The sequence below is a fragment of the Allopseudospirillum japonicum genome (assembly GCF_900108915.1).
Lineage (GTDB): Bacteria > Pseudomonadota > Gammaproteobacteria > Pseudomonadales > Halomonadaceae > Pseudospirillum > Pseudospirillum japonicum.
The window spans coordinates 40,459-52,763 of the sequence record NZ_FNYH01000014.1 but is presented as its reverse complement, the minus strand read 5'-3'; the positions used below and the strand labels follow the sequence as shown (position 1 = coordinate 52,763).

The following is a 12,305-nucleotide window of genomic DNA, read 5'->3' as shown; positions in this document are numbered from 1 at the left end:
GCCGAGTCTTTGGAAACGGTCACTGTGCTGGGTTCGCCGGGCAGTTCACGGCTCCAGCGAATGTCCAGCGGGGTTTTGCTCTTGGCCAGATACAGCTTGCCGTTCTGGTATTTAAAGGCCGAGCGGGTGAACTCCGCCGACTGGCGGTGCCGCTTGCTCTTGAATACCGGGTACTTGGCACGGCCCTCAAAGAAGTTTTTGAAGGCGGCTTGCTGGTGGCGAAGGCATTGCTGCAAGGGGACACACGACACCTCAGACAGGAACGCCAACTTGGGATCTTTTTTGATGTCGGTCAGTCGGGCGTTGGCAGCGACATAGCCGATCTTTTCCTGGCGTTGATAAAAGGCATCGGTACGCCAGCGCAGTATCGCGTTATAGACAAAACGCACACAGCCGAAGGTCTGGGCCAGCAGCTCAGTTTGTTCGGGCGTCGGGTAAAATCGATATTTATAGGCGCGTTTCATCATGTGTCACATTTTAGTACATTTTTTGTGAAGATAGCAACCCACTTAAAACGGAGGAGCGGGAACAGGGGCGGCTGACGCCGCCGCGCTATCCCTCCCTGCCCTAAAAGGACGGGGGTTCCCGCGCAAAATTGATGAATATTAGAGAAGCAGTAAGGAATGATTGGGATGCAATCTGGCCGATTTTTCATGAAATTGTAAAAGCCGGAGAAACTTACGCATACGATGTTGAAACCACCAAGGAACAGGCAGAAAAAATTTGGCTAGACACACCCCGAAAGACGTATGTTTTTGAGGAAGCTGGTGAAATTCTCGGTACATACTATATAAAAACAAACCAAGCTGGGCCTGGTAACGCCGCGCTCACCGGCAATTTGGAGCGCAGCGTAAAATTGTCCGTGTGCAGCGCCTTGTTATACCAATAGCTCCCTCATATGCTTTTCAAGCAATTGAATTTCATCATGCAGCGATCTTAACTCCTCTAGTGTATCTACTTCCTTGATAAATTCAGAACCGTCGGTGTATGTAACCTCATATATGTAGGTTTCAATCGGAGAATCCATTTTAAATGAAGGACTTTCAAGAAATTCACTAGCTTCAACAACACTTTCAAATGAAATCGGTTGAGAATCGTGGCGCAGTATAAACCTGATTTCTTGTGGCAAGGCGGATAGAGTTGAACGCACACGATCGACATAACCATTTATTGCCGTTATTCCAACTAGATCGTGTAACTTATTTTTAACTTCGATTTTCTTTTCCGGCGTAAAACCGTTTTCAAAATTATTAACTAATTCTGATTTTTGCTCTTCTGCTAGCTTATCTGGATAATCAACCACTAGCCCGCAATCAGCGAAAGCTTGTACTATTTTTGCTTTAGGTATGTAAAAAAGGTCAATTCCTCTTGTGCGAACAAGCTCTCTAGCAGGGTTGGTAAAATCCCCAGCAGAAACAATTCCTAAAAACCTAGCGGTAGGATAAGTGTCTTTCATGGGAAGCAGCTTACCACTATCATCTCTCGCCTTATCTTTAGAGTGCCGACTTCCACGACGCCAAAAACATTCAATAAATGCTACAGGAACTCCTCGCGTTTCAGATGTGCCTCCAAGTTCCAAAACTGCATCGTAATCGACTGCATTTCCGTCAATATCATTCCATAAAATCTTTCCTGCTCTTGCCGTCCTCTCTACAAACCTAGAATCAACAAAAAGGTTTAGCTTTTCTCCAACCGTTTGAAGTAATGGAAAAACGAAGTGCTCTTCGAACCAATCTCCTACCAATTGTCCAAGTTTATGCCCAGATGATGCGTTATTATTTGCCATATTAGCCCTTTACCCAAAGTCTTCCTTCATGAAGTGGAACAGTATGTGTTCTATTTTTCCACTTCACATTTCTGTCTCTTAGCTTTTCAAAAGAAAATGATTTAAACCCATGATACACGGCAAGTTCACCGAGCCATTTTTCAGCTGGAACGTGAACACCGTATGGGGCAGAATCACCTATTACAAAACATATTTCTGACCCTTTATCCATCACAGGCCTGCAGTTTTTCCAGATTTTTGATAAGTCCAAAAAATATGCCGCTATCATAGTGTGATAAGTTTTTTTACCGCCTTTTCCGAGCCTTACTTTTTCAAGCTCCCTAACTACAGGAGTGAGTTCTTCCAAAATTGGCGCAAGAAGTGGTTCCTCAAGGATTTCATCGAGCACTATTTTATCTGCCGCAGAATGCTGAGAGCATGACCTCATAATTGTTGGTCTTACGGCTGTTTTCAGATCACCCCAGCCACTAATTTCGCCCCAAAACATCATTTCGAGTCTTGTAGCATCTGCATAGTCATAGTTATTTGGATATGGGGGAGAAGTAATAAGCAGATTGCACTTTGGTGATTCTATTGATCCCCGAACATCCTGCTTGAATATTTGGGCGCTATTAGACCAGTTTGCGCATTTTGCGTACTCCATATCTTGGGCCATCAGCTTAGCTTTTCCTAAAAAAGCATCTTTAACATCAATAACTTTTGCCTTGGATTTGTTTGGTAAGACGTACTGCCATTGGGCCGTTCCCGCTTTACTGCATGCCCTAAGAATGGAAGTTATATTAAGCCATACAAGCTCCCAAACAGGATTTTCGTCGGCCAGTTTTTCATAAGCAAACCGCAAATTATCTAGCTTAGATAGTGCTTCGATGTCATAGCACTTCCCTAGTAAATTTGATTCATCATGGCGTTCAGTTTGTTTGTTGCGTTTTTCTGCTAAGTTAAGAACCTGATTGCAAGCTTCTGTAAAATCTAATTCATCAAGTATCCATTGATTCTTTGCCTTAGCAATTCTCGCTACAAAGGGGTGGCCTTCAAAGCCGTAAACCCGATTGCCTAAAGAAGCACCTGCAAAAGCTGTAGTGCCTGAGCCTAAAAATGGGTCAAGAACAACAGCTTTTGTGTCATGCTCTGATTCAAATTTTTTTATTTCAGATTGAACCCACTCAGCCGAATATCCAGCTGAATAACGAAACCACCTGTGGACAGGTAGCTTCATATTATCTGTGAATGTGCCTGAGCGAGCTTTAATTTTGCTCATGTAATAATCTCGTATCATGTAAAAAAAGCATTTTACCATGGGTGTTTTTAAAAGTCCATGGTGTTTCTGGCACTCGGAGGTATAACCATGTTTGCAACTGTGGGTATATGGTTTCATCAAAAGCACGAGGTAGAGGGTTCGCTACAACAATGTGCGAACATTCTCAAAAAGTTGCATCTGAACTTGGCTATCAAGCCATGCAATTTAATTTTGTAGCATCCAGTAACGAAGGGGCGGTTCGCCTATGGAGTAAACTTGGCTTCGAAACTATTGGTCGTCTTCCTCGGGCATTTAATCACCCTAAAAACGGGTATGTAGATGCATTAGTAATGTATAAATGGTTACAAAAAACATCATGTGCTTTTATAGTCTCCCAAATTACGGAATAAATCCGTATGCAGGAGAAGCGATGGCAAGGGCATATTTAGATAGCCACCTTGATGAAAAGATCAAGGCAAAAGCCGAAAAAGCATCTCTAAAAATAGGGGGATTTGTATGTTTTTACTAATAAAAAAGCGATTATTATTGACTCTTTCAAGTTTGGTTTTTACTGTGGCAGTTCATGCTGAAAATACAAGCATTGACTGCGAAAATGCATTAAGTACACTTCAAATTAACCAGTGCGCATCAATTGAACTAGAGTCTGCAAAAGCGGAACTATTGAATTATCTGGATGCGAGTTTTCAGCATCATGCAAATGATCCTGAACTAGTTAAAGCCATTAAAGTGGCCCAAGAGAACTGGCAGGCTTACATGTCATCTCATTGTGACTCTATTTATACTCAGTGGCGTGCGGGTACAATTCGAGGTGTTATGGCTATCTCTTGCAAAACTAAACTAACGAAGCAAAGAACGCATGAAATTTGGACGAATTTTTTAACTTATATGGATGATGCACCTCCCGTCTTACCTGAACCAAAACACTAGCCTATCAAGCACATCCTTACGGCGAATGAAAAGCTGCAGAAGCCGTTAAGGAATACATTGTTTACTTTTTGCGAAAAAAAATTACATAAGCCAACTTCTTTTAACTAAATCATCTTATCATGGATTAAAGAAGCAGAGTGCAAATTCTGGTGAGGTACTGCTGCAGGTATCCTGCTCTACAATATGAGCTTTTAGATCGGAAAATAAAATAAGAAGCTATGATCGATTTTTAAAATTCAAATTTTTGCTTATATTTCTATAAGCGATGCCGTACATAAGCTTAGAAAGCTAGCCAAATAAATAAAATAATTAAGGATTTTTGTACGTAATAGTCATATCATAAATATAATTCAAACTATTTCTGAATGATGTGACTGTTAGCACAATAATGACCTCGGAAGCTATTGATGATTTATAGGAGGTAGTGGGTGCCTAGAAAAGATCAAGCTAAAGTGCATGGCTCATTTTTATTGGGTATGGCAAACACGTTCTACAGTATCAGCGCGCTCAGTTCGTGTGATGTTGATTCCCTAATCCAGAATGTTTCTGCAGAGGATTGGTATCCGATATCTTATTTGAATCAATTGTTTGAAGCACTGAGAGAAACTGAATATTACAATCCGACGCTGCTTCATCAGGCGGGACAGAAATTCGTTCTTGCCTGGTATGAAAACGGCGGTCGAAACTTGGGGTGGGGAAGTATCGGCCAAATCAAAATGCAAGATAATTCTCAAAGCCTTAAGCTAGTTTTTAAAGATTATGACCCTGAAAGGCTTTTTACTCGACTTCTTGCGCTGGATGAGGAAAAGGGTTATGCAGTTCTAGAAGTCGCAGATATGTTGCCTCCGGATTTTACCAGAGCTATTTTTTATCATGGTACCTTTTTGTGGGGAGATCTCTTGTGGTTGGATCTACAAACTGAGATCCTCGCGCAAGAACAGGACTATACCCATGCCATATATACCTATCATTTCAAAAAGCAGGATCAGCAATACTCGAACCAAAATATCAATGAATTTATTGATCAACTTTGCCTTAGTCAGCCAGCTGACATATCACCAGAAATGGCACAAACTCTCGCCTGGAAACTCAAAGGCATGTCTGCACAATATACGCTTGAAAAGCAGATTAATGAAAGATCCTCTGAAATGTTAGGCAAAGCTTTAACAGAACAAGTTCGGATACGTAATCATCTTGAAAAGGCAAACCAAATTATCCGGCTACAATCAATGCAGGACTCCCTCACTGGGTTATACAATAAGCGGTATTTTGATGAGGCGGCTAATGATTTATGGCATTGCATTATGCGCCAACAGGAAAAAATCACTATTTATATGATCGATGTCGATTTCTTTAAAAAATATAATGATAGCTATGGTCATATTAAAGGGGATGAAGCTTTACAAATAGTCGCTAATTGCATCAAACAAAACTTTAAGCGCCAAGAAGATATCGTTGCTCGTTTTGGAGGAGAGGAATTTATTGTTGCAACAACAGATGCTACAGATCAGCAGATAAATGAGCAGGCGGGAAATTTGATCGATAAAGTGAAAGAAGCCAATATACCGCACACAGCTTCTCTGGTTGCAAAACATGTCACCATCACTATTGGTACGGCCTCAATTATTCCTTCGGAAAAGACAAAGCTGCAGAAGTTGATTAAGGCAGCCGACAAAGCACTCTATGTTGCAAAAGAACAGGGACGAAACAGACATCTGCACTCAGTCAACTGATTAAATAACAATCATCAGCAGATTTAGTCCTATTTAACTGCTTAAATTTTTATAAGATCTATAAGCACCAAGCACTTAACCTAGTTCCTTATGTGGCTATCTCCATGGATCGCTTTTAATGAAAAAAGAGTGTAAATTTTATTATGCATTACAATCAACCATTAACTAATTTAGTTTATAGTTAAAACCTTTACCTGACCACTTTTAATTAAAACACACCATAATAGATCAGAAAAAACCCTATTATGGTGCGTAAAGCCCCTAGTAAATCCTAGGGGCTACCACAAACTAGGCGCTATGAGTCGGTGGTTGCTGAGGTAAAGTCTTGGCTTGAGCTGGCAAAGCAGGCGCTTGTACTTCCTGCGGTAGGCCATATTCCAAGGATAAACCTGCCTCATGGAATTTCTGCCACAAACGTGTCCAAAGCTCCGTTAAAACACGGGCGCGTGCCAGATAAGGAATATCCGTATACCAGCGGATTTCATAACGGCTCACCAAGACCTTGTCGATCACAGTGTTCCCTGTCGCTAGGACCTGCTTTTGTAGGTCCTGACGGATCAGGTTACATTCATCAACTGCCTCGTTAATTAACGCCACCACTTGACGGGTGCTATAAGCCGGCGAAATATAAACATGGGTAAAATCGCGTAGCTGGGCTTGACGAGTGTAGTTAATAATCACAGATTCAGAAACCCGACCATTCGGAATGGTAATACTGTAGTTCATTACATTGGTGATGCGGGTCACCCGCCAAGAAACAGCTTCCACACGGCCAACCTCAGCCGCACCCATTTTAGGATCTGAGCTGCTGATTTGAATCACATCGCCAATGCTGAAGGAATGCTCCACAAACAGGGTAATCCCACCGATCAGATCCGATAAGGTTTCTTTTGCGGCTAAAGCGACTGCAAAACCACCAATCCCCAAGCTGGCAACAATGACTCCAATATCAAAGCCCATACGACTTAATGCTAAAGTCGCCGCAAGCAAGACCACTACCAGACGGAAAGCAACAAAACTAAAAGACAACACAAACAATTGGTGTGTACTTTCTGGGCCGGCACGCATTTCGATTTCTTGTGATCTGCGATTGACAAAGCGCTTAGCCATCATAATTAAAAACCAAGTGCCATAAATAATCGCGAACAGCTCAAACACAAAACGCAGCAAGGCACGTAATAAAGCCTGCGAGCGTTGTTCGTGATCGGCACCAATTTCCCCCTCAAGGAAATAAATGGTTTCTAAATGGGTGCTGGGTTGTTGTCTTTCTGGTAACTGAGCCAGTTCTTCTTGCGTATGCCCAGTGAGACGTTTCACCATGCGCATAAAGGAAGCATCCAAAGCATTGAGCTGGCCTTCATGGTCGCGGTAATGAGCAATCTCATTTAACAAGGTGCTCGCTTGACGCTGTTCTAATACCGGAATCCATTGCTGCAATGCGAGCTTTTGTACATACAAGGTTAAAAGCTCATCTTGCACCCGAGCAATAAAATCTGCCTTATTCTTTTCTAATAACGGGGGCGCACTTGGTAAAGAAATACCGGTACGTACGCTAAAATCCGCTTTGAGTTGGTCTGCTTTTTGCGGCTGTAATTGCGCTTGCGCACTCACCCAGAGGGTATCTTGTTGCAAGGTCAATGCCTGTAATTGTGCCTTTAACAGGGGTAGGGCTTGGGCGCTAGCTTGGCGATCTTCCTGCGTGAGCTGGATCAGTTGGGCAACCTTTTCTTTCTCTGTCGCCAATAACGCCTGCTGCGCTTCAACAATTAAAAGCTTTTGATAATTGCCACGCAATAACTCAGTCAGTTCAGCGGCACGATCCGAAGGTAACACACTCAAAATCGCTTCTAGCCAACCACTACCCTCACGCATCCGGTTTTCTGCCTGTTGCTCCAGACGCTCGCTACCAGTTAACGTGGCTTCTTGTTGTAGACGTTCTGCTTCTAGACGATCTAAATCAGCCAACAAATCCAAACGCTGGCCCACTAAAGCTTGTAAAGGCGCTAAAGCCTCGGCTTGCGTTGGGGTTGCTGGGGTAGCCTCTTCTGTTGTGCTCGCTGTGCTGGTGGGTGCAGATGCGGCTGGATCTTCTGAAGCGGCGCCTTCCTCAGCGGCTTTTGCAGCTTCAGTGGCTAGGGCTTCTTGCTGGGCACGTTCTTCTGCAATTTGCCCCCCTAAAGAAATAATACGAAAACGTGTGTGCGCACGCTGATTAATCGCCTCGCTAAGCGTTTGTTCCAGTGTACGTAATGGCTCTTTGCGCAAGGCTTGCAATAAGCCTTCAGGGGCTTGCTCAGCGGGTAACTCACCACGGCCGAGCTGTTTTTTCAGCTCCATCGCGGTAGCGTATTGCTGTAACGAGAGCAAATGCAGATCAGAAATTCCTTGCACATAAGTCGTTTGCAATTCTTCCAAGGCTTGCAATTGGCTGACAATCTGCGCTTGGTTTTGTGCTTGGCTGTTTAAATACTGCTGACGGCTGGCCGCTAGGCTTTGATAGTCTTGTAACCCTTGCAGATCACCAGAAAATTGCGGGAGCTGAGTGCTCGCTGGCGCTTCAGATGTGGTATCACTGGTCTTTGCCTCTTCCAGTTTTAAACCAGCAAGTTCATAAAGCTGGCGCTGGATTCTTTGCGCTTCCTGCTGGACTTGCGGATGAGGACGTTTGATTAAAGGATCACTTAAGCTTGCGGTTTAATCAATGAGCGCGCGAATATCCGCTTGTGCTTGGGTTACATCCTGCTGCTGCGCTTGCAAAGCGGCTTGCTGATCGCCAACAGCTTGCACCCCTTTCACAAAGTGATCAATGAGGGCTTGGCTATCTAGGCTGAGAACTTCTTGCTCCCACTGTTGCGCCTGTTTGGATGATGCCAAACTTTGTTGCAAATCTGCCAAAAGTTGGTTGGCTTGCTGGTGTGCAGACTTGATTTCTTCAAGACGAGTTTTCAGGGCTAACACTTGGGTTTGGGCAACCTCTAACTTAGCGTTCGCCTCTTGTACCTGCTGGTCAATGCGGGCACGTTGATCTTCTAAGGTCGCTTGATCCAGCTCTTGTGCTAAGGGTAACTGACGCTCAGCGGCAATACGAATTAGCATCTGCATCTGCGCCAGTTGCTTTTGTAAAAAGCTTGCACTTACCTTAAAGGCTTCCCCTTGCTCAACAAACTTTTCTTGCTGCTGCTGATAAGGCTGCAATTCTTGCAAACGCTGCTCCAGCGCCTCTATTTGGGTTTGCAAGGCGGCAATCTGGGTTTCCAGCTCAGCAACACCAAGCCCAGTGCCAGGTGCTTCGATAGTGTCTACTGGTGCTTCCAAGGCTTGTGCTAAAGGGGTCAGCTGCTCATACCCTTGATTAAAGCGCAAAAGTAATAACTGGAAATCACCCTGTAAAAAAACGCGCTCATCTTCTAACTGGGCAAAGCTCTCTGCAAGGGCTTGATTATCTTGCTTGCGGTAATTCTCTTGCAGGGCATGTTGGCGGTTTTGTTCCTCCAACTGGTTGCGCATCTGTGTGAGTTGGGTTTGCGTACTCGCAAGGCTCGCTTGGATGGTTTCTAGGTTTTGCTGCAGGTTTTGTAGCTGCTGGCGAGATTGTGCCTGTCTTTCCTGTAAAGCCGCCTGCTCGGTTTCTAGCGTGCGTGCGCGCTGTGTGATCGCCGCTTGCGTTAGATACAAGGGGCGCTGTCCAGGCTGCAAGCTGCCATCTTGAATACGTAGGCTGAGCTCAAGGATAGCCACTTGTAACTCTTGCAAAGTCGCTAAAAAGTGCTCAGTGGCTTGCAAGCTCGCATCATATTGGCGCAAATAATTTTCTAAGATAGTGCGTTCTTGTAGCAAGCTTTGTTCACGCGCTTGATAGCTTTGAATATGGGCTTCTGCACGCGTTAGCACAGCCTCGTCAACCTCTAACCCTGTGGGTGCTAGAGGTTCCGGCATCTGCCAATCCGCATTCGCCGCTTGTGTTTGCTGATATAAGCTTTGGTGCTGAAGCAACAGGCGACGTTCAGCATTAAATTGTGCTAAGGCTTGCTGATAACTTTGACTCGCTTGCGTGAGCAAGTCTTGATTGCTCAACTGATGCAAGCCTTGCTGTAAACTTTTGGCCTGCAAGGAAAGATCAACAGGATTGGCAAAGCTGGTGGGCATAAGCGCACCTTGTGCCAACACGAGACTCAAGGCCACCCCTAACAGGGCACGCCGTGCCGTTCGCGGCTGATGGGAGTTTATGGTCTTATTCATATTATCATCTGTCTTGAGAGGGGGATTACAAAGGCGCTGAGTCGTCATTGGGGGTCTCTGTCACTATCCCAAAAGCTTGCTCTAACGCTTGTGCTGATTTCTCATTCACTAAAATGATTAAGTAATCATTTTTTTGCACCAAGGTTTCATCGGTAGGATTTTTGCGTAATTCGTATTTACCTTCCGCGGTGCGTTTAGAAATCCCGACTAAAACTGCGTTGTAATCCTGTTTAACCTTAATAAAGGCATCCCCATACATCTCATTACATAAGGGGTTATCAGCTAAAATTTTATATTGGCGTAATTTGTGATCTTTATCACAAGTGGCCGGAGATAAAAGCTCATTGAGATAAGTTGCGACATCCTGCTTAAATAAATGGCTTGCAAAAATTTTCGCGCTAATTGCATCCCGAGATAAAGGGAAAATATTCGGAATCACGGCAAAGCTTTCTTTAAGCTTCTGGTTAACCACTGGGGTAATAATGGCAAGTTCAGGGAAATGTTTGCGTAATTGAAACACATACATTAAGCGGTCTCGATCCGTTGCTAGATTGACATAAATGCCAAAAGCACGATCTAAAGGCAGTTTTTTCAGCTTCTCAATATTAAAATAATCCATCTTAATGGCGACAACTTTTTGATTGTCATAAGTGGAATTGACCCGATCAGCAATTTTCTGATCATCGACTAAAGCAATCGCTTGTCTTTGGGTATTGGCAAGTTGTTCTGTGACTAAATCAGCAAACTTATCCCAACCCACAATTACGATAAAGTTCTTAAAGTTCGGTAGTATTGACGACATCAGCATGTCCCCTAGGTAAAAAGAAATTTCAGAATGTCAATAGATCCTACTTAGAGCGAACCTTCATTCACTCCAAAAGACCTTTGTAGCTTTTTGGAAACTTGACCTGACGCAATCAAAATCAAGTAGTCCCCTTCGGAGATTCTTAAATTAGGATCATCTGGATTACTTAAAACAACACGCTCCCCTTCAATCGTGGTCGCTAAGCCGATTAGGACTGCATCCAATTGCTTTTTAATATCAAAAAAAGCTTCTGAATACAGCTTATCTCTAAAGCGGTTTTGGCTAATCACTCTGTATTGCTGGATTTCAAAATCATCCTCTTTTTTCGAGCCTGAAATCATTTTTTCTGTATATTTGCCGACTTCTTGCTCAAAAATAAAACTCGCTGTGAGCTTGGCATCAAATTCATCACGGGAGAGCACAATATCCGCGCCGGCAGCTTCAAACGCAGGGATGAGTTCATCATCATTAACAACCACACCATATTTTAAATCACGATAATAAAACTGCTGGCTATTCATTAAATAAACGAGTTTTTCTGTATCATCTTCAAGGTTGACAAAGACAATACTCGCGGCCTCAATATGGGCTTTACGTGCTAGTTCAAAATTATGATGATCTGCAAGTAAGAAATACACTTGTTCACGATCATAGTTTTCTGAAATTAGCTCTAATTGGGCGCGCTGATCCATAATGACAGCCACTTTAATATCAGAAGCCACTAATTGGTCAACAACATTTTGTGCAAAACGATCCCAACCAATAATGACAACATGATTCATAAACTTAGTGCCGTTATAACCTAGGCGACGATTTTCATGGATCTCATTAATAAAGCTACTAATGCGTCCAATAAGAAAACCTAACACCCCCATACTGGCAAAGATAAAAATATAACCAATAATTTTACCTAGCTCAGTTTGTGGCGACATATCCCCATAACCGACAGTGGTCATAGTCACTATAGAATACCAGACGGCATCACTTAAGGTATTAATACTGGGGGATTCGGCTTGTTTTTCAAAGTGAATTAAGGTAGATAGCAGTCCGAGGTAAATTGCTAACCCCGCAACTGCAAAGCCAAGGTTTTTAAATATTTTAGTATAATTCATAGAACCTCCTTTTATCTGAGTCAATGCACTTTAAGTGCAACAGGCTGACAGCAAACTATATTTAAGATCAAATGACCACGAGCTTCTACAACAAATAAGTGCGCTAACAAAATGCCTTTTTAGTGCAGAAAGATGCTTTTTATTATCATGTTTACTTGGTCAAGTTTAGTTACCTAAAAGCAAATCAAGCTCAAGGTAAGGTCGTTATTAAACACAGTATAGAGTTAACTGTCATCACTATTAACAAAATATTGCAATACTTACATAAAGATACAATAAATTGAGGATTTTAAAGTGCAAAAGTGAGGATATAAAATGGTACACAGAATGTATATTCTAATATATCAATAAAAGACTTGTATAAAAATAAGGGAAGGAGACAAGTAAATAAGTTGTCGTTTTTTGATATATAAAAATTCAATGATAAGGTGAGTTGTCACAGAAC

The 12,305-nt window shown here is 42.8% G+C and carries 11 protein-coding genes; 4 read left to right on the top strand and 7 right to left on the bottom strand.

Translation table 11 applies throughout. From position 1 onward, the window contains the following. On the bottom strand, positions 1 to 467 hold a 467-nt coding region (locus BMX05_RS11215), incomplete at its 3' end, for an RNA-guided endonuclease InsQ/TnpB family protein (protein WP_143051968.1). Between the two features lie 131 nt (positions 468 to 598). Between BMX05_RS11215 and BMX05_RS11210 the strand changes: the two genes are divergently transcribed. Continuing rightward, complete coding sequence (locus BMX05_RS11210) at positions 599 to 889, top strand: GNAT family N-acetyltransferase (RefSeq protein WP_177166892.1); 291 nt, start codon at positions 599 to 601, stop codon at positions 887 to 889. Here BMX05_RS11210 and BMX05_RS11205 read toward each other — a convergent pair. Together BMX05_RS11205 and BMX05_RS11200 are read right to left on the bottom strand one after the other, a co-directional pair. Continuing rightward, complete coding sequence (locus BMX05_RS11205; protein ID WP_093311939.1) at positions 878 to 1,786, bottom strand: hypothetical protein; 909 nt, start codon at positions 1,784 to 1,786, stop codon at positions 878 to 880. The two genes, BMX05_RS11210 and BMX05_RS11205, sit on opposite strands and share 12 nt — an antisense overlap. Before the next feature lies 1 nt (position 1,787). Further along, positions 1,788 to 3,044: a DNA methyltransferase gene (locus tag BMX05_RS11200; protein ID WP_218139046.1), complete on the bottom strand. Its 1,257-nt coding sequence runs from the start codon at positions 3,042 to 3,044 to the stop codon at positions 1,788 to 1,790. Between the two features lie 41 nt (positions 3,045 to 3,085). On the opposite strand from BMX05_RS11200, the gene BMX05_RS11195 reads away from it, so the two are divergent. From BMX05_RS11195 to BMX05_RS11185, 3 genes are all read left to right on the top strand, one after another. Next, positions 3,086 to 3,433, top strand: a complete 348-nt coding sequence (locus BMX05_RS11195) for a GNAT family N-acetyltransferase (RefSeq protein ID WP_281246224.1) — start codon at positions 3,086 to 3,088, stop codon at positions 3,431 to 3,433. Positions 3,434 to 3,539: 106 nt separating this feature from the next. Continuing rightward, entirely contained in the window at positions 3,540 to 3,971 is a 432-nt protein-coding gene (locus BMX05_RS11190) for a lysozyme inhibitor LprI family protein (RefSeq protein ID WP_245710712.1), read from the top strand. A 428-nt stretch (positions 3,972 to 4,399) separates the two neighbouring features. Next, positions 4,400 to 5,704 (top strand): GGDEF domain-containing protein, encoded by a 1,305-nt coding sequence (locus tag BMX05_RS11185; protein WP_093311936.1) that lies wholly within the window; start codon positions 4,400 to 4,402, stop codon positions 5,702 to 5,704. A gap of 288 nt (positions 5,705 to 5,992) precedes the next feature. Here BMX05_RS11185 and BMX05_RS11180 read toward each other — a convergent pair whose 3' ends face one another. From BMX05_RS11180 to BMX05_RS11160, 4 genes are all read right to left on the bottom strand, one after another. Continuing rightward, a complete protein-coding gene (locus BMX05_RS11180) occupies positions 5,993 to 8,128 on the bottom strand; it encodes a mechanosensitive ion channel domain-containing protein (RefSeq protein ID WP_093311932.1) in 2,136 nt (711 codons plus the stop codon). Between the two features lie 270 nt (positions 8,129 to 8,398). Further along, positions 8,399 to 9,943, bottom strand: coding sequence for a coiled-coil domain-containing protein (locus tag BMX05_RS11170; protein ID WP_093311926.1), 1,545 nt, complete (start codon positions 9,941 to 9,943; stop codon positions 8,399 to 8,401). A 25-nt stretch (positions 9,944 to 9,968) separates the two neighbouring features. Continuing rightward, the gene (locus BMX05_RS11165) at positions 9,969 to 10,745 is read right to left on the bottom strand and encodes an NAD-binding protein (RefSeq protein ID WP_177166891.1); all 777 of its coding nucleotides are present in this window, start codon (positions 10,743 to 10,745) and stop codon (positions 9,969 to 9,971) included. Between the two features lie 50 nt (positions 10,746 to 10,795). Further along, positions 10,796 to 11,860, bottom strand: coding sequence for a potassium channel family protein (locus BMX05_RS11160; RefSeq protein WP_093311919.1), 1,065 nt, complete (start codon positions 11,858 to 11,860; stop codon positions 10,796 to 10,798). Positions 11,861 to 12,305: the final 445 nt, after the last annotated feature.